The sequence below is a fragment of the Streptomyces rapamycinicus NRRL 5491 genome (assembly GCF_024298965.1).
Classification (GTDB): domain Bacteria; phylum Actinomycetota; class Actinomycetes; order Streptomycetales; family Streptomycetaceae; genus Streptomyces; species Streptomyces rapamycinicus.
The window spans coordinates 8,769,504-8,789,215 of record NZ_CP085193.1 but is presented as its reverse complement, the minus strand read 5'-3'; the positions used below and the strand labels follow the sequence as shown (position 1 = coordinate 8,789,215).

At 69.3% G+C, this 19,712-nt stretch carries 15 protein-coding genes and 1 tRNA gene; 11 read left to right on the top strand and 5 right to left on the bottom strand.

Annotation, left to right across the window (positions count from 1 at the left end):
• Nucleotides 1-97: 97 nt before the first annotated feature.
• Complete coding sequence (polA, locus tag LIV37_RS36920; RefSeq protein WP_020872167.1) at nucleotides 98-2,836, bottom strand: DNA polymerase I; 2,739 nt, start codon at nucleotides 2,834-2,836, stop codon at nucleotides 98-100.
• A 194-nt stretch (nucleotides 2,837-3,030) separates the two neighbouring features.
• On the opposite strand from polA, the gene LIV37_RS36915 reads away from it, so the two are divergent.
• The 8 genes from LIV37_RS36915 (at nucleotide 3,031) to LIV37_RS36880 (ending at nucleotide 12,740) form a co-directional block, all read left to right on the top strand.
• Entirely contained in the window at nucleotides 3,031-5,313 is a 2,283-nt protein-coding gene (locus LIV37_RS36915; protein ID WP_020872166.1) for an FdhF/YdeP family oxidoreductase, read from the top strand.
• An 81-nt stretch (nucleotides 5,314-5,394) separates the two neighbouring features.
• Nucleotides 5,395-5,910: a hotdog fold thioesterase gene (locus tag LIV37_RS36910; protein ID WP_020872165.1), complete on the top strand. Its 516-nt coding sequence runs from the start codon at nucleotides 5,395-5,397 to the stop codon at nucleotides 5,908-5,910.
• Between the two features lie 130 nt (nucleotides 5,911-6,040).
• Entirely contained in the window at nucleotides 6,041-6,559 is a 519-nt protein-coding gene (locus tag LIV37_RS36905) for a hypothetical protein (protein WP_020872164.1), read from the top strand.
• Between the two features lie 520 nt (nucleotides 6,560-7,079).
• Entirely contained in the window at nucleotides 7,080-8,312 is a 1,233-nt protein-coding gene (locus LIV37_RS36900; RefSeq protein WP_121824075.1) for a branched-chain amino acid ABC transporter substrate-binding protein, read from the top strand.
• A 101-nt stretch (nucleotides 8,313-8,413) separates the two neighbouring features.
• Nucleotides 8,414-9,346, top strand: coding sequence for a branched-chain amino acid ABC transporter permease (locus LIV37_RS36895; RefSeq protein ID WP_020872162.1), 933 nt, complete (start codon nucleotides 8,414-8,416; stop codon nucleotides 9,344-9,346).
• Nucleotides 9,347-9,358: 12 nt separating this feature from the next.
• The gene (locus tag LIV37_RS36890; RefSeq protein ID WP_020872161.1) at nucleotides 9,359-11,113 is read left to right on the top strand and encodes a branched-chain amino acid ABC transporter permease; all 1,755 of its coding nucleotides are present in this window, start codon (nucleotides 9,359-9,361) and stop codon (nucleotides 11,111-11,113) included.
• Nucleotides 11,110-12,027 carry an ABC transporter ATP-binding protein gene (locus LIV37_RS36885; protein ID WP_086880995.1) on the top strand — a complete coding sequence of 306 codons (918 nt, stop codon included), beginning with the start codon at nucleotides 11,110-11,112 and terminating at the stop codon, nucleotides 12,025-12,027. Before LIV37_RS36890 ends, LIV37_RS36885 begins: the two co-directional genes overlap by 4 nt.
• Nucleotides 12,024-12,740, top strand: coding sequence for an ABC transporter ATP-binding protein (locus tag LIV37_RS36880; RefSeq protein WP_020872159.1), 717 nt, complete (start codon nucleotides 12,024-12,026; stop codon nucleotides 12,738-12,740). The genes LIV37_RS36885 and LIV37_RS36880 overlap by 4 nt, the downstream gene beginning before the upstream one ends.
• Before the next feature lie 54 nt (nucleotides 12,741-12,794).
• On the opposite strand, the gene LIV37_RS36875 is transcribed toward LIV37_RS36880, so the two are convergent.
• The gene (locus LIV37_RS36875; protein WP_020872158.1) at nucleotides 12,795-13,436 is read right to left on the bottom strand and encodes an ANTAR domain-containing response regulator; all 642 of its coding nucleotides are present in this window, start codon (nucleotides 13,434-13,436) and stop codon (nucleotides 12,795-12,797) included.
• Nucleotides 13,437-13,533: 97 nt separating this feature from the next.
• On the opposite strand from LIV37_RS36875, the gene LIV37_RS36870 reads away from it, so the two are divergent.
• Nucleotides 13,534-13,608 (top strand) — tRNA-Leu (locus LIV37_RS36870).
• Nucleotides 13,609-13,736: 128 nt separating this feature from the next.
• Here LIV37_RS36870 and pyk read toward each other — a convergent pair.
• Nucleotides 13,737-15,167: a pyruvate kinase gene (gene pyk / locus LIV37_RS36865; RefSeq protein ID WP_121824076.1), complete on the bottom strand. Its 1,431-nt coding sequence runs from the start codon at nucleotides 15,165-15,167 to the stop codon at nucleotides 13,737-13,739.
• A 157-nt stretch (nucleotides 15,168-15,324) separates the two neighbouring features.
• On the bottom strand, nucleotides 15,325-16,065 hold the full coding sequence (locus tag LIV37_RS36860) for an SIMPL domain-containing protein (RefSeq protein WP_020872156.1): 741 nt from the start codon (nucleotides 16,063-16,065) through the stop codon (nucleotides 15,325-15,327).
• A gap of 105 nt (nucleotides 16,066-16,170) precedes the next feature.
• Between LIV37_RS36860 and LIV37_RS36855 the strand changes: the two genes are divergently transcribed.
• Entirely contained in the window at nucleotides 16,171-17,967 is a 1,797-nt protein-coding gene (locus tag LIV37_RS36855; protein ID WP_020872155.1) for a bifunctional metallophosphatase/5'-nucleotidase, read from the top strand.
• Between the two features lie 85 nt (nucleotides 17,968-18,052).
• Here the strand turns inward: LIV37_RS36855 and LIV37_RS36850 are convergent, their stop codons facing one another.
• Nucleotides 18,053-18,991, bottom strand: coding sequence for an NADP-dependent oxidoreductase (locus LIV37_RS36850; protein WP_020872154.1), 939 nt, complete (start codon nucleotides 18,989-18,991; stop codon nucleotides 18,053-18,055).
• 117 nt (nucleotides 18,992-19,108) lie between these two features.
• Between LIV37_RS36850 and LIV37_RS36845 the strand changes: the two genes are divergently transcribed.
• The gene (locus tag LIV37_RS36845; RefSeq protein ID WP_020872153.1) at nucleotides 19,109-19,675 is read left to right on the top strand and encodes a TetR family transcriptional regulator; all 567 of its coding nucleotides are present in this window, start codon (nucleotides 19,109-19,111) and stop codon (nucleotides 19,673-19,675) included.
• Nucleotides 19,676-19,712 lie beyond the last annotated feature (37 nt).

Sequence of the window (19,712 nt, the reverse complement as noted above, 5' to 3'; positions counted from 1 at the left end):
TCGAACACGATGCGCTCCCCCGGCGCGTCAACTCTGGTGACACTACGACAACTTATGGCACGCAGCTACCGGTGCAAACACCCCATCGGGCGAACTCTCAGTGAGCCGCGGACTCCCAGTCGGCACCGGATCCTACCGATACGTCCAGCGGAGCGCTCAGCTGGAAGGCGCCCGTCATCTCCCGGCGCACCAGCTCCTCGACCCGCTCCCGCTCTCCGGGGGCGATCTCCAGCACGATTTCGTCGTGGACCTGCAGCAGCATCCGCGACGAGAGCTTCTCCTTCGTCAACGCCGCGTCCACCTTGAGCATCGCGATCTTCACGATGTCGGCGGCGGTGCCCTGGATCGGGGCGTTGAGCGCCATCCGCTCGGCCATCTCGCGGCGCTGGCGGTTGTCGCTGGTGAGGTCCGGCAGATAGCGGCGGCGGCCGAGCATGGTCTCCGTATAGCCGGTGGCGCGCGCCTCCTCGACGACCCGCTGGAGATAGTCGCGCACCCCGCCGAACCGCTCGAAGAAGTTCTCCATCAGCTTGCGGGCCTCGTCGGGGGTGATGCCCAGCTGCTGGGAGAGGCCGAACGCCGAGAGGCCGTACGCCAGCCCGTAGGACATGGCCTTGATCTTGCGGCGCATCTCGGGGTCGACCGCCGACTTGTCGACGGAGAAGACCTGGGAGGCGACCGTGGTGTGCAGGTCCTCACCGGAGGTGAACGCCTCGATCAGGCCCTCGTCCTCGGAGAGATGGGCCATGACGCGCAGCTCGATCTGGCTGTAGTCGGCGGTCATCAGCGACTCGAAGCCGTCGCCGACGACGAAGCCGCGCCGGATCGCCCGGCCCTCGTCCGTGCGCACCGGGATGTTCTGCAGATTGGGGTCGGTGGAGGAGAGCCGGCCGGTGGCCGCCACGGTCTGGTTGAAGCTGGTGTGGATGCGGCCTCCGGGGGCGATGGTCTTGATCAGGCCCTCGACGGTGGAGCGCAGCCGCGCCTGCTCACGGTGGCGCAGCATGATCACCGGGAGCTCGTGGTCGGTCTGCGCGGCCAGCCAGGCCAGCGCGTCGGCGTCCGTGGTGTACCCGGTCTTGGTCTTCTTGGTCCTGGGCAGGCCCAGCTCGCCGAAGAGCACCTCCTGGAGCTGCTTGGGCGAGCCGAGGTTGAACTCATGGCCCACCGCGGCGTGGGCCTCCTTCACGGCGTGCTGCACGGCGGCCGCGAACTGCTGCTCCATGCGCTCCAGCCAGTCGCGGTCGGCGGCGATGCCCGACCGCTCCATCCGGGCCAGCAGCTCGGAGACGGGCAGCTCCATGTCGTGCAGCAGCCCGGCCGCGCCCACGTCCTTCAGCCGGCCGCCGAAGGCCTCGCCCAGGTCCAGGATGGTCCGCGCCTTGATCATCAGGGCGTCCCGCTCGGCCTCCTCATCGGCGCCGAAGGCCAGCTGTCCGCTGTCCGCGGCCACCGCCGGGGACAGCTCACGGCCCAGGTACTCCACCGACAGGGCGTCCAGCTCGAAGGAGCGGCGGCCGGGCTTGACCAGATAGGCGGCGAGGGCGGTGTCCATGCGCACGCCCGCGACGGACCAGCCGTGCTCGGCGAAGACCCGCATGATCCCCTTGGCGTTGTGCAGCACCTTGGGGCGGTCCGGGTCCGCGATCCACTCGGCGAACGCCCGCTCATCGGCCTCGTCCAGCTGTGAGGGGTCGAAGAAGGCGGCGGGGCCGGAGCCGGTGGCCAGCGCGACCTCGCTGACGCTGCCGCTGCCCAGCGCCCAGGTGTCGACGGTGGCCAGGCCCAGCGGGCCGTCACGGTGGCTCTCCAGCCAGGGGGCGAGCTCACCCGCGCCCAGCGCCGCCCCGTCGACCGCGACACCCGGCTCGGCGGCCACGGGCTCGTCCGCCGCCGCGCCCGGGTCGACGGCCATGATCCGGTCGCGGAAGTTCTGGTGGCGGAACTCCAGCGCGTCCAGGATCACCCCGAGCGCCTCCCGGTCGTACGGGGCGCGCTCGAGCCCCTCGGGGCCGGCGGTGAGCTCCACGTCCCGCACCAGCTCGGTCAGCTGGCGGTTGAGCTTCACGGACTCCAGGTGGTCACGGAGCTTCTCGCCGACCTTCCCCTTGACCTCCTCGACCCGCTCCACCAGCTCCTTGAAGGAGCCGAACTGATTGATCCACTTCGCCGCCGTCTTCTCGCCGACGCCCGGGATACCGGGGAGGTTGTCCGACGGGTCGCCGCGCAGGGCCGCGAAGTCCGGGTACTGGCTCGGGGTGAGGCCGTACTTCTCCTGCACCTTCTCGGGGGTGAACCGGGTCAGCTCGGAGACGCCCTTGGTGGGGTAGAGCACCGTGACATGGTCGGTGACCAGCTGGAAGGAGTCCCGGTCGCCGGTGACGATCAGGACGTCGAAGCCCTGCTCCTCGGCCTGGGTGGCGAGGGTGGCGATCACATCGTCGGCCTCGAAGCCGTCCACCGCGAAGCGCGTGATCTTCATGGCGTCGAGCAGCTCGCCGATCAGCTCGACCTGGCCCTTGAACTCGTCGGGGGACTTGGACCGGTTCGCCTTGTACTCGGTGAACTGCTCGGAGCGCCAGGTCTTGCGCGAGACGTCGAACGCCACGGCGAGGTGCGTGGGCCGCTCGTCACGGAGCGTGTTCGCCAGCATCGAGGTGAAGCCGTAGATCGCGTTGGTGGTCTGGCCTGTGGTCGTGTTGAAGTTCTCCGCCGGCAGCGCGAAGAACGCCCGGTATGCCAGGGAGTGCCCGTCCAGCAGGAGCAGGCGGGGACGGTCGTCCCCCGTGCGGTCGGGCGCGGGCGCCGCGGTCTTCTTCGATGCTTTCTCTGCCACGCCCCCGATCCTGCCACGCCCCACCGACAATGCCTCCCGCCCCGGCCACCGGACCGGACCGGGCCGCCGGACCACCAGGCGGGGGCACCGCCGGCCGAACCGGGCCGCCGCCCCGGCTGTCAGTGGCCCATGACAGGATCGGACCCATAGGTCCACACACAGGTCCCGCAACGCTCGAGCCCAAGGGGAGCGACATGGCAGCGAAGCCGCCCGCAGGCGATCCGATCCAGGACGCGCCCGAGGTCACACCCCCACAACATGCCGCCGCCGGGCTGCCGGCCGTGGGGCATTCGCTGCGCATCGCGCAGCAGCAGATGGGCGTGCGCCGCACCGCGCTCACCCTGCTGCGCGTCAACCAGAAGGACGGCTTCGACTGCCCCGGCTGCGCGTGGCCCGAGCCGGACAAGCGCCACGCGGCCGAGTTCTGTGAGAACGGCGCGAAGGCCGTCGCCGAGGAGGCCACCCTCCGCCGGGTGACGCCCGACTTCTTCGCCGCCCACCCGGTGGCCGACCTCGCCACCCGCAGCGGCTACTGGCTCGGTCAGCAGGGCCGGCTGACCCAGCCCATGTACCTCCCCGAGGGCGCCGAGCGGTACGAGCCGGTGACCTGGGACCGGGCCTTCGACATCGTCGCCGACGAGCTGACCGCGCTCGGCTCCCCCGACGAGGCGGTCTTCTACACCTCGGGCCGCACCAGCAACGAGGCGGCCTTCCTCTACCAGCTCTTCGCCCGCGAGTTCGGCACCAACAACCTGCCCGACTGCTCCAACATGTGCCATGAGTCCTCCGGCTCGGCGCTCACCGAGACCCTCGGCGTCGGCAAGGGCAGCGTGCTGCTGGAGGACCTCTACAAGGCGGATCTGATCGTCGTGGCCGGGCAGAACCCGGGCACCAACCACCCGCGCATGCTCTCCGCCCTGGAGAAGGCCAAGGCCAACGGCGCGAAGATCATCTCCATCAACCCGCTGCCCGAGGCGGGTCTCGAGCGGTTCAAGAACCCGCAGAACGCCCGCGGTATCGCGGGGGGCGGCACCGCGCTCACCGATCTCTTCCTGCAGATCCGGATCGGCGGCGACCAGGCCCTCTTCCGCCTCTTCAACAAGCTCATCCTGGAGACAGAGGGCGCCACCGACGAGGAGTTCATCCGCGAGCACACCCATGGCTTCGAGGAGTTCGCCGCCGAGGCCCGCGCCGCCGACTGGGAAGAGACACTGCGCGCCACCGGTCTCGACCGCGCCGAGATCGACCGTGCCCTGCGCATGGTCCTCGACTCGAAGCGGACCATCGTGTGCTGGGCGATGGGCCTGACCCAGCACAAGCACTCGGTGCCCACCATCCGTGAGGTCGTCAACTTCCTGCTGCTGCGCGGCAACGTGGGCCGCCCCGGCGCCGGTGTCTGCCCGGTGCGCGGCCACAGCAATGTGCAGGGCGACCGCACCATGGGGATCTTCGAGCGGCCCGCCCCGGCCTTCCTGGACGCCCTGGAGCGCGAGTTCGGCTTCGCCCCGCCCCGCGAGCACGGCTTCGACGTCGTCCGGGCCATCCGCGCCCTGCGCGACGGCCGGGCCAAGGTCTTCTTCGCCATGGGCGGCAACTTCGTGGCGGCCTCCCCCGACACCGAGGTCACCGAGTCCGCGATGCGCACCGCGCGGCTGACCGTGCATGTCTCCACCAAGCTCAACCGCTCCCATGTGGTGACCGGCGCGCGGGCGCTGATCCTGCCCACCCTCGGCCGCACCGAGCGCGATGTCCAGGGCGGCGGCCCGCAGTTCGTCACCGTCGAGGACTCCATGGGCATGGTGCACGCCTCCCGCGGGCGCCTGGAGCCCGCGAGCTCCCATCTGCTCTCCGAGCCCGCCATCGTCTGCCGGCTGGCCCGCCGGGTGCTCGGCCCCGGGAGCCACACCCCCTGGGAGGAGTTCGAGAAGGACTACGCGCGCGTCCGCGACCGCATCGCCGCCGTCATCCCCGGCTTCGAGGACTTCAACGACCGGGTGAGCGACCCCTCCGGTTTCGCCCTGCCGCACGCCCCGCGCGACAGCCGCAGCTTCCCCACCACCACCGGCAAGGCCAACTTCACCGCGGCCCCCGTCGAGTACCCCGAGGCGCCCGAGGGCCGGCTGCTGCTGCAGACCCTGCGCTCCCACGACCAGTACAACACCACCATCTACGGTCTGGACGACCGCTACCGCGGCATCAAGAACGGCCGCCGGGTGGTGCTGGTGCACCCCGAGGACGCCCAGGAGCTCGGGCTGGCCGACGGCTCCTACGTCGACCTGGTCGGCGAGTGGAAGGACGGCACCGAGCGGCGTGCCACCGGCTTCCGCGTGATCCACTACCCGACCGCGCGCGGCTGCGCCGCCTCGTACTACCCGGAGACCAACGTCCTGGTCCCGCTGGACGCCACCGCCGACACCAGCAACACCCCGGCGAGCAAGTCCGTGGTCGTCCGCCTGGAACAGACAACCCCGGCCTAAGCGTTTGCTCAGTTGCCTGGTAAGAAGGTGGCCACCGCAAGCAAAGGTGGCCACCACAGCAACCGAACGGAGCCTGTCCCGATGGGCGAGCAGACCAGCGTGAAGTTCCCGCAAGAGGTACTCGAGGAGTACGCGGCGCTCGGCGTGGATCTTCCCGCGCTGTTCTCCGCCGGACACCTCGGCACCCGCATGGGCGTGCAGATCATCGAGGCCTCGGCCGAGCGGGTCGTGGGCACCATGCCGGTGGAGGGCAACACCCAGCCGTACGGGCTGCTGCACGGCGGCGCCTCCGCCGTGCTGGCCGAGACCCTGGGCTCGGTCGGCTCGATGCTCCACGGCGGCAGCGGGCGGATCGCGGTCGGCGTGGACCTCAACTGCACCCACCACCGGGGCGCCCGCTCGGGCCTGGTCACCGGCGTGGCCACCCCCGTCCACCGGGGCCGCTCCACCGCCACCTACGAGATCGTCATCAGCGATGAGCAGGACCGGCGGGTGTGCACCGCCCGTCTCACCTGCCTGCTGCGCGAGGTGGACGACGCCGGCCGGGCCAGGACGGTCGCCGACATCACCGAGGCGAAGGGCCGCGCCGAGGCGTGACGCCCGGGACGCCCGGCGCCATCGCCGTTGTCCCCCTGGGGGGCCGGGTCTACCGTGACTCTCCATGGGGGCAACGACCCGGGCGGGTACCTGGCCCGCCGCAGTCTGTGGCTGCGCTCTCGTACTCGCCGTGACGGTGACCGGATGCGGCGGCTCCGGTTCCGGCCCCTCGGGCGGCTCCCGCAACTCCAGTGACTCCGGCCCCTCGGGCGGCTCCCGCAACTCCAGTGACTCCGGCCCCTCGGGCGGCTCCCGCAACTCCAGTGACTCCGGCCCCTCGGGCGGCTCCCGCAACTCCGGTGGCTCCGGAAACTCCGGCGACTCCCGTAACGCCCCGGCGTCCACACCTGCCTCTCACGGCCCCACACCGCGGGCCGCCTCCCCCGTACGGCTGTGCGCCGACCTCATCTCCTACTGGGCCGAGCAGGACCTCGCGGGCAGCCAGTGGGCGGGGCTCGACTGGGAGCAGAAGGGGCTCTCCAACGAGCAGTACGAGATCTACGACGACATCGTCCGGGCCGCGCGCACCGAGCGGAAGCGGCATGGCACTCCGGCGGCCAAAGCGCTGATCAAGCGGCTGGCCGAGCGCCGCTGCGCGGCCGCGAACGGCGCCACCCACAGCTCCGAGAACTGGCGTCCGCCGGCCTGAGCCGCACCGGCGCCACATCCGCGCGACATTCGCGCGACACCGGTCCGACACCATTCCGGAACCCCGCCCACCACCCCGGACAAGCCCCGGACCCGGACCGCCGGCCGTAACACTGCGTAACACTGACGCAATATAAGATCGCATTTTCAGCACCCTCGGCGACTCCGGAAACGATCTTTCCGCGCTCATCCGCGCAGCCGTCTCCGCGCTTCATTCACAAGCGCACCGCACTCCTTAGCGGAACTGCACCTTCTCAGGATCCGGACCTAATGATTGGCCCAAATGCGCCCTATTCGTCCCTTCCGTTCCGCTACACGGACATCCCGGGGTGACGCGCGTCATAACAAGACAGTCACATCATCGTCTAGACCTCTGCCCCCGGTCGCGCCCCGCGCTTAGAGTCACAGCCAGTCACGGCCCCGTGGGATGTACGCCGCACCCACACGGCCATTCCAGGTTCATCCGGCGAGGACACGGCACCCCATGACCCCGGGGTGCCGGGCCAGCGAAAGGATTCCTCGTGCGACACCGTTCCTTGCTCATCATGACGACCGCCATCACCGCGGGCGCCCTCACCCTCAGCGCCTGCGGGTCGCGGGACGACAAAGACGACAGTGGCGGCAAGGACGGCAAGACGACCGTGGTCATCGGTGTCGACGCCCCGCTCACCGGCTCGCTGTCCGCTCTCGGCCAGGGCATCAAGAACTCCGTCGACCTCGCGGCGAAGATAGCCAACAAGAACAACGAGGTGGACGGGGTCACCTTCAAGGTCAAGTCCTTCGACGACCAGGCCGTGCCCTCCTCCGGCAAGGCGAACGCGACCTCGATGGTCGACGACGAGGACATCCTCGGCGCGGTGGGGCCGCTCAACTCGGGCGTCGCCCAGTCCATGCAGGGCGTCTTCGACAGAGGCGACCTCGCCCAGGTCTCCCCCGCCAACACCAATCCGGCCCTGAGCCAGGGCGACGACTGGGCCTCGGGCAAGAAGTCGCGCCCCTTCAAGACCTACTTCCGCACCGCGACCACCGACATCATCCAGGGCCGCTTCGCCGCGCAGTACTACTTCAAGGACGCGAAGAAGCGGAAGGTCTTCGTCATCGACGACAAGCAGGCGTACGGCAACGGCCTCGCCACCATCTTCGCCGAGGAGTTCAAGCGCCTCGGCGGCAAGGTCGTCGGCCGGGACCACCTGACCGTCAAGGAGACCGACTTCTCCGGCATCTCCAACAAGGTGAAGTCCTCCGGCGCCGACTCGGTCTACTTCGGCGGCCAGTACCCCGAGGGCGGTCTGCTGTCCGACCAGGTCAAGCAGGCCGGCGCGCAGGTCCCGGTCATGGGCGGCGACGGCATCTACGACCCCGCCTTCATCAAGGCCTCGGGCACCAGCAACGACGGTGACCTCGCCACCTCCGTCGGCTACCCGGTCGAGCAGCTCGACTCCGCCAAGACGTTCGTGAAGAACTACGCGGACCAGCACTACAAGGACCCGTACGCGGCCTACGGCGGCTACTCCTACGACGCCGGCTGGGCCATCATCCAGGCCGTCAAGGCCGTGGTCGAGGACAACGACGGCAAGCTCCCCGACGACGCCCGCGCCAAGATCACCGAGGCGCTCGGCAAGGTCTCCTTCGACGGCGTCACCGGCAAGGTCTCCTTCGACAAGTACGGCGACACCACGAACAAGCAGCTGACCGTCTACAAGGTCACCAAGGGCGCCTGGAAGTCCGTGAAGAGCGAGACCTTCAAGGACTGACCCCCGGCAGCGATCGCACACCCACGAAACGAATCCGCGCGAGGGCGTACCCATCGCCCTCGCGCGGCGTCATATCCGACACGCTCATCGGAGGCCCTGCGGTGCACGAACTGCCGCAAACGCTGGTCAACGGCCTGACCCTTGGCGCCCTCTACGGCTTGATCGCCATCGGGTACACCATGGTCTACGGCATCGTCCAGCTCATCAACTTCGCCCATGGCGAGATCTTCATGATCGGGGGCTTCGGGGCCCTCACCATCTACATCTGGCTGCCCAGCGGCACCGCGCTCTCCCTCGCTCTGCCCCTGATGCTGATCGGCGGCATCGTCGCCTCGGTCGCCATCGCCACCGCGGCGGAACGCTTCGCCTACCGGCCCCTGCGCGGCGGCCCCCGGCTCGCCCCCCTGATCACCGCGATCGGTCTGTCCATCGCACTGCAGCAGGCCGTCTGGGCCTTCTACCCCGACGCCAAGAAGCCCCGCAGCTTCCCGCAGTTCGAGGGATCGTCGTTCGAGATCCTCGACAATCTGCACATCCAGCGCGGCGACGCCTTCCTGCTCATCGCCGCCCCGCTGTGCATGCTCGCCCTGGGGCTGTTCGTCTCCAAGAGCCGGGCCGGCCGCGCCATGCAGGCCACCGCGCAGGACCCCGACACCGCCAAGCTCATGGGCATCAACACCGACCGCATCATCGTGATGGCCTTCGCCATCGGCGGTGCGTTCGCCGCCGTCGCCGCCCTCTCCCACGGGCTCAAGTACGGCCAGATCAACTTCGAGATGGGCTTCATCGCCGGTCTCAAGGCGTTCACCGCCGCCGTGCTCGGCGGCATCGGCAACATCTACGGTGCCATGCTCGGCGGCGTCGTCCTGGGCGTCGTCGAGGCCCTGGCCATCAAGTACATCCAGGACATCCCCGGGATGGACCAGCTCGGCGGCGGTGCCTGGAAGGACGTATGGGCCTTCACCCTGCTCATCCTCGTCCTGCTGGTCAGGCCACAGGGTCTGCTCGGCGAACGCGTAGCGGACCGGGCGTGAGGGAGTGAACCGATGACCACCGACAAGACCCAGCCCACCGCCGTGCGCAAGGCCGAGGCCGGCGCACCCGCCCCGCGCACCACGCTGCTGCGGGCCCTCACCGCGGCCGGCGGCGCCGCCGCCGTCGTCTCCACCTTCCTCGCCTGGACCTGGACCGCCGAATTCCCCGGCGATCTGACCGTCTACGGCTACCCCGGCGGACTGCAGCTCCTCACCCTCGTCCTGGGAATCGCCACCGGCGTCTTCGCGCTGGCCGCCCTCGACCTGAAGGGCCTGCGCTGGCTCACCCCCAGCGGCTCCACCCAGGCCCTGCGGATGCTGGCCCTCGGCACCTTCGCCGTCACCTGGTTCACCGTCATCGCCATCGCGGTGGACCTGGACGGCCTGGTCAACCTGGAACCCGGCGGCTGGGTAGCCGCCGTGGTGACCGCCGTGCCGGTGGCCACCACCTACCTGCTCCCGGACGACAGCCGCCCGCTGTGCCGCCCCAAGGAGCTGCCCTCCTGGGCCGAGATCCTGATCATCGCGGCGGTCTTCGCCGTCGGCCTCTACGTGGTCAACTACGGCATCCAGACCGACGCCGACCACCCCGAGCCGTTCCTCGGCTACCTCATCGCCATCGGATTCGCCGCCGTCGCCCTGGTCAAGGCCGGGCTCATCAGCCGGATCAGCGAGCTCACCAACTCCTACCGCTCCGTCACCCTGGTGGCGGCGCTGATCACCGCGATCGTCTTCCCCTTCTTCCAGGACAAGTCCAGCTTCACCGAGCTGGGCGTCAACATCGCCATCTTCGCGACCGTCGCCCTCGGCCTGAACATCGTCGTCGGCCTCGCGGGCCTCCTGGACCTCGGGTACGTCGCCTTCCTCGGCGTCGGCGCCTACACCGCCGCCCTGGTCTCCGGGTCCACCGCCTCGACGATCGACGTCAGGTTCCCGTTCTGGGCCGCCGTGATCACCGGCGGCGTGGTCTCACTGATCTTCGGCGTGGTCATCGGCGCCCCGACCCTGCGGCTGCGCGGCGACTACCTCGCCATCGTGACCCTCGGCTTCGGAGAGATCTTCCGACTCGCCATGCTGAACCTCGACGGCACCTCCGGCCCCTCCGTCACCAACGGCCCCGACGGCATCCCCAACATCCCCCCGCTGGAGATCTTCGGGTTCAACTTCAACGACGACCACAGCGTCGGCGGCATCAGCCTCGACTCCAACGGCAACTACTACCTGCTGATGCTTCTGGTCACGGTGGTCGTCGTGCTGATCTTCAGCCGGGCGGGCAACTCCCGTATCGGCCGCGCCTGGGTCGCCATCCGCGAGGACGAGACCGCCGCCACCGCCATGGGCATCAACGGATTCCGGGTCAAGCTCATCGCCTTCGCGCTCGGCGCCACCCTGGCCGGGGTCGCCGGCGCCGTATGGGCCCACTTCCAGTCCACGGTCGTCCCCGAGCAGTACGTCTTCGCCGGACCCGTCCCGCCCAACTCCACCTTCCTGGTGGCCGCCGTCATCCTCGGCGGCATGGGCACCATCGGCGGCCCGCTGCTCGGCGCCACCCTGCTCTATCTGATCCCCAAGAAGCTGGAGTTCCTCCAGGACTACCAGCTCCTCGCCTTCGGTATCGCGCTCATCCTGCTGATGCGCTTCCGCCCCGAGGGGATCGTCCCCAACCGGCGGCAGCAGCTCGAGTACCACGAGACCGGCCAGCTCGACGTCCCCGGCGCCACCGGACTCAAGGACGGTGCCGTCGGCGTCACCAAGGCGGAGGCATGACAGCGATGACCACCACCACGACCTCCCCCGTGCTCACCGCCACCGGCGTCACCATGCGCTTCGGCGGGCTCACGGCCGTACAAGCGGTCGACCTCGACGTCCACCCCGGCGAGATCGTCGGCCTCATCGGGCCCAACGGCGCGGGCAAGACCACCTTCTTCAACTGCCTCACCGGTCTCTACGTCCCCACCGAGGGCAGCGTCGCCTACCGGGGCACCGTGCTGCCGCCCAAGCCCCACCTCGTCACCCAGGCGGGCATCGCGCGCACCTTCCAGAACATCCGGCTCTTCGCCAATATGACGGTCCTGGAGAACGTGCTCGTCGGCCGCCACACCCGCACCAAGGAGGGCCTGTGGTCGGCCCTGCTGCGCGGCCCCGGCTTCAAGCGCGCCGAGGCCGCCTCCAAGGCCCGTGCCATGGAACTCCTGGAGTTCACCGGCCTCGCCGACAAGGCCGACCACCTCTCCCGCAACCTCCCCTACGGCGAACAGCGCAAGCTGGAGATCGCCCGCGCCCTCGCCAGCGACCCCGGACTGCTGCTGCTCGACGAGCCCACCGCCGGAATGAACCCCCAGGAGACCCGCGCCACCGAGGAACTGGTCTTCGCCATCCGGGACCTGGGCACCGCCGTGCTCGTCATCGAGCACGACATGCGCTTCATCTTCAACCTCTGCGACCGGGTCGCCGTACTCGTCCAGGGCCAGAAGCTCGTCGAGGGCACCTCGGAGGTCGTCCAGAGCGATGAGCGCGTCATCGCCGCCTACCTCGGCACCCCCTTCGAGGGCGCGCCGGGCGCGGAGGAGGCCGCCGAGGTCGAGGCCGCGGAGGCCGGGGCCACGACCGGAGCCACGGGAGGGGCCACGCAGGACGAGGCCCAGCGGGGCACCACAGCACGTACGGAGGACGGACAGTGACCGCACTGCTCGAGGTCGAGGACCTGCGGGTCGCCTACGGCAAGATCGAGGCCGTCAAGGGCATCTCGTTCAGCGTCGAGGCCGGACAGGTCGTCACCCTCATCGGTACCAACGGCGCGGGCAAGACGACCACGCTGCGCACCCTGTCCGGCCTGCTCCAGCCGCTCGGCGGGGAGATCCGCTTCGACGGCAAACCGCTGCGGGGCGTCCCCGCGCACAAGATCGTCGCCCTGGGGCTGGCCCACTCGCCCGAGGGACGGCATATCTTCCCGCGGCTGTCGATCGCCGAGAACCTCCAGCTCGGAGCGTTCCTCCGGAAGGACGCTGACGGCATAGCCGCCGATATCCGGCACGCCTACGAGCTCTTCCCCATCCTCGGCGAGCGCCGCAACCAGGCGGCGGGCACCCTCTCCGGCGGTGAACAGCAGATGCTCGCGATGGGCCGGGCCCTGATGTCCCGCCCCAAGCTGCTGATGCTCGACGAGCCCTCGATGGGCCTATCGCCGATCATGATGCAGAAGATCATGCAGACCATCGCCGAGCTCAAGTCCCAGGGCACGACGATCCTGCTGGTCGAGCAGAACGCCCAGGCCGCTCTGTCGCTGGCCGACCAGGGCCATGTGATGGAGATCGGCAAGATCGTGCTGTCGGGCTCGGGCGAGACGCTGCTGCACGACGAGTCGGTGCGGAAGGCGTACCTCGGCGAGGACTGACGAAAACGGGAGGGCCCGCACCGCGACAAGCAGCGGTGCGGGCCCTTCCCTCTTCTACTGCTCCTCGTTGGCGGCCTTCTTCTCCGCCGCGTCCTCGATGACGGCCTCCGCCACCTGCTGCATCGACAGCCGGCGGTCCATCGAGGTCTTCTGGATCCAGCGGAAGGCGGCGGGCTCGGTCAGCCCGTATTGCGTCTGAAGAACGCTCTTGGCCCGGTCGACCAGCTTGCGGGTCTCCAGCCGCTGGGAGAGGTCGGCGACCTCCTGCTCCAGGGTCTTCAACTCGGTGAAGCGGGAGACGGCCATCTCGATGGCGGGCACCACATCGCTCTTGCTGAACGGCTTCACGAGATACGCCATCGCCCCGGCGTCCCGGGCCCGTTCGACCAGTTCGCGCTGGGAGAAGGCGGTCAGCATCAGTACGGGGGCGATGCGGTCGGCCGCGATCCGCTCGGCGGCGGAGATGCCGTCGAGAACCGGCATCTTCACATCGAGAATGACGAGGTCGGGGTGGTGCTCCTGGGCGAGCGCGACAGCCGTCTCCCCATCGCCCGCCTCGCCGACGACGGAGTACCCCTCCTCCTCGAGCATCTCCTTCAGGTCGAGGCGGATGAGGGCCTCGTCCTCGGCGATGACGACGCGGGTTGTCTGCGGTGGGACGTGCGACTGCGCGTCGGGGGCGTCAGCGGTGCTCACTGTGCTCCTCGGTTTCCTGGCAGGTGGGCACCACGAGCCTACCTAGCTACGGTAAGGTGGACGCGCAGCGGGTCATTGGTGACCTTCGAAACTGCAAGCCCCGGTAGCCCAATTGGCAGCAGGCAATGGATTCAAAACCCATACAGTGTCGGTTCGAGTCCGACCCGGGGCACTTTTCCTTCGATTCCAAGGTCACATTGGAATCGGTCTTCTTCACTCGATGAAGTGAATGCTTCGGCGAAATACCACGTCGGGCCGAAGTACTGAACCAGTACTTCGGCCCCAAGGAGCGCGGCTCGGTTACCTCAGGTCGTCCGCGCCGATGTGGTGGACGCGGACCAGGTTGGTGGAGCCGGAGACACCGGGCGGGGAACCGGCGGTGATGATGACCAGGTCGCCCTTCTTGCAGCGGCCGAGGCGCAGCAGTTCCTCGTCCACCTGGGCCACCATCTCGTCCGTGGATTCGACCATCGGGCCGAGGAAGGTCTCCACGCCCCAGGTCAGATTGAGCTGGGAGCGGGTGCCCGGTTCCGGGGTGAAGGCCAGCAGCGGGATCGGGGAGCGGTAGCGGGAGAGGCGGCGGACGGTGTCGCCGGACTGGGTGAAGGCGACGAGGAACTTCGCGCCGAGGAAGTCGCCCATCTCGGCCGCCGCGCGGGCCACCGCGCCGCCCTGGGTGCGGGGCTTGCTGCGCTCGGTGAGCGGGGGGAGTCCCTTGGCGAGGATGTCCTCCTCGGCGGCGGCCACGATGCGGCCCATCGTCTTGACCGTGACGATCGGGTACTTGCCGACGCTGGTCTCGCCCGAGAGCATCACCGCGTCCGTGCCGTCGATCACCGCGTTGGCGACGTCGGACGCCTCGGCCCGGGTGGGGCGGGAGTTCTCGATCATCGAGTCGAGCATCTGAGTGGCGACGATCACCGGCTTGGCGTTCCGCTTGGCCAGTTTGATCGCGCGCTTCTGGACGATCGGCACCTGCTCGAGCGGCATCTCCACGCCGAGGTCGCCACGGGCGACCATGATGCCGTCGAAGGCGTCGACGATACCCTCGAGGTTCTCCACCGCCTGCGGCTTCTCGATCTTCGCGATGACCGGGAGCCGGCGGTCCTCCTCGTCCATCACCCGGTGGACGTCCACGACGTCGTTGCCGTTGCGGACGAAGGAGAGGGCGATGACATCGGCGCCGATGCGAAGGGCCCAGCGCAGGTCCTCGATGTCCTTCTTGGACAGCGCGGGGACGGAGACGGCCACGCCGGGGAGGTTGAGCCCCTTGTGGTCGGAGACCATGCCGCCCTCGATGGCGATGGTGTGCACCCGAGGGCCGTCGATGTCGACGACCTCCAGGGTGACCCGGCCGTCGTCGACGAGGATCCGCTCACCCTTGCTGACGTCGCCGGCCAGCCCCTCGTAGGTGGTGCCGCAGCGGAACCGGTCGCCCTCGATGGGTTCGACGGTGATGATGAACTCATCCCCGCGTTCAAGGAGTACCGGCCCTTCACGGAAACGGCCGAGCCGAATCTTCGGACCTTGAAGGTCGGCGAGGATGCCGACGCTGCGGCCGGTTTCCAGCGAGGCTTTGCGCACTCGCCGATAACGCTCCTCGTGCTCGGCATAGGTGCCGTGGCTGAGGTTGAAGCGGGCCACGTCCATTCCGGCCTCGATGAGTGCCTTGATCTGCTCGTACGAGTCGGTGGCGGGTCCCAAAGTACAGACGATTTTTGCTCGGCGCATGATGCCGAGCCTATGACTTACCGGCGAGTAAAGAACCGGGAACTTCACACTCCCCCATGGCCTTTGCATGGCAGGTTATTGACAACTAATGAAACGTGCAGTGGGCCGCTCCGATGAGCGTTCCGGAGGGTGGTTCCGGGGTTCCGGAGAAGGCGTTTCAGAGCTCGGGCGGGGTCATGGTGAAGCGCGCGTTGACGTGCGCGTACACCGTCTGGCGCTGCGGTTCCAGATCGAGCGCGGCCACGGCGTCCCGGTCGGCGGGGCCGCCGTAGCCGGACCGGGCGCGCGGGGCGGCGACGGCCACGGGCTGGAAGGGGCCCTCCTCCGCCTCCAGGTCGGCGAGCTCGGTGAGCGCCACCAGCCGGGCGCCGAGCGCTCCGGCGTACTCGCGGGCCCGCTGCACCGCCTCGCGCACCGCCTGCTGCCGGGCCCGGCCATGGGCGGGCGAGTCGGGGCGCAGCCCCCACCAGGGACCGTCGACGCGGGTGAGCTCGAGGTCGGCGAGGCGGGTGGTGAGCTCGCCCAGGGCGGTGAAGTCGGCGAGGGTCGCGGTGAGGTGCACCCGGCCGTGATAGGCCCGTACGCGCTCATGGCGGCTCTTGGGGTTGATCTCGGGGGTGACCGAGAAGGCGCCGGTCTCCAGCTTCTCGACCGCCTCGCCGTAGGACTTCACCAGCTCCAGGACCTGGTTGTTGCGGCGGGTGAGGTCCTCCAGCGCGGCGCGCCGGTCGTCGCCGCGGGCGCTGATGGTGATGGTGAGCCGGGCGATCTCGGGGTCGACCTCCAGGGTCGCCTCGCCGCGGACGGCGACGCGCGGGGTCTCGGGGGTGCCGTACGGCACGTGGGCGGCGGGCGGCGGCGGGCCGGGGTGGGCGGGCTGGGGCGGCGGCTGATTCATGGCGGCTCCCGGTCAGGTGTGCGAGGGCTGGTGCGAAGCGGTGCGGTTGGGCCAGAATCTACGCGCGTTGTGCCCAATTCGCAGGTATCTCAGGGGAGATCAGCCATGCCGCTCAACCGTCGGAAGTTCCTCGGCCGCACCGCGGCGACCAGTGCGGGGGCCGCCCTCGTCTCCGCCGCGGCCGCCGTCCCGGCGGAGGCACGGGGTCATGAGCGGCCCCGGCGGCGGTACGCCTTCACCGTGATGGGCACGACCGATCTGCACGGCAACGTCTTCAACTGGGACTACTTCACCGACGCCGAGTTCGACGACGCGGCGCACAACGATGTGGGCCTGGCGAAGATCTCCACGCTGGTCGACCAGGTCCGCGAGGAGAAGGGGCGCCGCAATACGCTGCTGATCGACGCGGGCGACACCATCCAGGGCACCCAGCTGTCGTACTACTACGCCCGGGTGGACCCGATCACCGGGGAGGGCGGCCCGGTGCATCCCATGGCGCGGGCGATGAACGCGATCGGCTATGACGCGGCGGCGCTGGGCAACCATGAGTTCAACTACGGCATCCCGGTGCTGCGGAAGTTCGAGGAGCAGTGCGATTTCCCGCTGCTGGGGGCGAACGCGCTGGACGCGAAGACGCTGCGGCCCGCCTTCCCGCCGTACTGGATGACGCGGCTGCGCACCCCGTGCGGACGGGATGTGAAGGTGGCGGTGCTGGGGCTGACCAACCCGGGCATCGCGATCTGGGACAAGGTCAATGTGCAGGGCAAGATGACCTTCCCGGGGCTGGAGGAGCAGGCCGCGAAGTGGGTGCCGCGGCTGCGGTCGATGGGCGCGGACGTGGTGATCGTCTCGGCGCATTCGGGGACCAGCGGCACCTCCAGCTACGGCGACCAGGTGCCGTATGTGGAGAACGCGGCGGCGCTGGTGGCCGAGAAGGTGGCGGGGATCGACGCGATCCTGGTGGGCCACGCGCATGTGGAGATCCCCGAGTCACGGGTGGTCAACAAGGAGACCGGGCGCGAGGTCGTGCTGTCGGAACCGCTCAAGTGGGGTCAGCGGCTCACCCTCTTCGACTTCGAGCTGGAGTGGGAGCGGGGCCGCTGGCGGGTGGCGTCGGTGTCGGCGACGGTGCTGAATTCCAACACGGCCGGGGAGGACCCGCGGATCGTGCGGCTGCTCGACGCCGAGCACAAGGAGGTCGTCGGCTATGTGAACCAGGTCATCGGCACCTGCTCGGCGGCGATGGCGGCCACCGAGGCGCCGTACAAGGACGCGCCGATCGTCGACTTCATCAACCATGTGCAGGCGGAGACGGTGAAGGCGGCGCTGGCGGGGACGGAGTACGCGGAGCTGCCGGTGCTCTCTCAGGCGTCCTGCTTCTCCCGTACGGCGGCGATCCCGGCCGGGGAGGTCACGATCCGGCAGGTGGCGGGGTTGTACCCGTTCGAGAACACGCTGGAGGCACGGGTGCTGACGGGTGCCCAGCTCAAGGAGTATCTGGAGTTCTCGGCGCGCTACTACGTCCAGACCCCGGCGGGTGGCGATGTGGACCCCGCGAAGCTGACGAACGCCTCGGACATCCCGGACTACAACTACGACGCGGTCGGCGGGCTCACGTACGAGATCGACATCGCGAAGGCGCCGGGCTCGCGGATCGCGAAGCTCAGCTTCGACGGCGAGCCGGTCGACGAGAAGGCGCAGTTCGTGCTGGCGGTCAACAACTACCGGGCGAGCGGGGGCGGCAACTTCCCGCATGTGGCCTCCGCGAAGCAGGTGTGGGCCAATTCGGAGGAGATCCGGAACACGATCATCGCCTGGGTGCAGGCGAAGGGGACGATCGATGTGTCGCGGTTCGCGTCGGTGGACTGGAAGCTGACCCGCGACGGCGCTCCGGTGTTCTAGGGCGTGTTCCGGGGGTATCGCCGCGCTCACGCCGTTCCGGCCGGCCGCCGCACCGGAACGGCGTGGGCTGACAGCGGCACGGCGGTCACCCGGTCGTGATGACGAGCTTGCCGCCCTTGGGTATGCCGCGTTCGAACTCCGTGAGCGCCGCGATCGCTTGTGTGAGCGGCACCGTGCGAGCGATGGGGAGCCGCAGCGTCCCCTGCCCGGCGGCTCGCGCGACTTCCTCGAGGTCCTTGGTGACGGCTTGGGCGATCAACACCTTGAAGGGCCCCGGCAGAGCACTTCTCGCGAACTTCGCCGGAGTGGGGGTGATGTCGATGATGTGGCCGCCGGACTTCAGCAACGTCTGCGCCGCCTTGACCGGGAGCGTGCCCGCCGTGTCGAAGACGATGTCGAATCGCCCTCGAAGCGTCGTCGGGTCGAAGTCGAACTCGACGATCGGGGCGATGCCGAGGTCGCGCGCGTCCCGCGTGGCGGTGGCGCGGCAGCTGCCTCCCACCGAGGCGCCGCGCATCGAGGCTATCTGGACGGCGGCCCGGCCCACTCCGCCGAGGCAGCCGTGGACGAAGACGGCTTGCCCGGGTTGCAGCTTCCCCAGGTTGGTCAGGGCCTGAAGGGCGGTGATCCCGACCGTTGGGAGCACGGCGGCATCCTCGAACGAGAGATCCGCCGGCTTCTTCACGACCCCCTTCGCTTCGGCGACGATCATCTCGGCGAACGCCCCCGCCGTCTTGAGCGGCGCCCCGCCGAGCACTTCGTCACCGACGCCGAGCCGGGTGACGCCGTCGCCGACCGCCTCGATGACGCCCGCGAAGTCGTGGCCCAGCCCACGCGGGAAGCTCCGGCCGGTCAGCATCTTCATGCCGCCACTGCGGATCTTCCAGTCCATCGGGTTGGCTGCCGCCGCCCGCATACGGACCAGAACCTCGCCGGGGCCGGGCCGGGCCGGCTGGAAGTCCTCGAGCCGCAAGACCTCGGGCCCGCCGTACTGGTGGTACTGAATGCGCTTCGCCGTTGTCATTCGAGGCCTCCACCGCTGATGTCATCAGGTGACATCACCCTAGCACGCCGATGTCACCTGATGACATCAGTGTGCGGCGACACGGTGTCATCAGGTGACATCACGTAAACTCGCCGCATGGGACGGTGGGAACCTGGAGCCGGTGGCCGACTGCGCGAGGCCGCGCTGGCGCTGTATCTGGAACGTGGCTTCGAGCAGACCATGGTTGCCGATATAGCCGAACGGGCCGGTGTCACCGCCCGCACCTTCTTCCGGTACTTCGCCGACAAGCGCGAGGTTCTCTTCGACGGGGCGTCCGAACTGGAGGAAAGGTCGGTTGCCGCCCTGGAGGGGGCGCCGGCCACGGCATCGGCGCTGGACGCCGTCGCGGCCGCGCTCGACGCGGTGGCCGAGGTGGTCGGCGGCGACCGTGAGTTCGCACGGACACGGCAGACGGTGATCATGGCCAACGCCGATCTCCGCGAACGTGAGTTGATCAAGCTCGCGTCCATGTCGGCCGTCCTGGCCGACAGGTTGCGGCGGCGGGGTATCGACGACGCCGAGGCCAGCCTGGCCACCGAGACCGGCATCGCGGTGTTCCGCGTCGCCTATGAACGATGGATCAACGCCACCGAGGACCGCGACTTGCGCGATGTCATCCGCGAGACGCTGGCCCAGCTGCGGGCACTGACCGCCACCGGCTGAGGTGCGCTTCCCGTGGCCCGGGGCGCGCCCGGCCCGG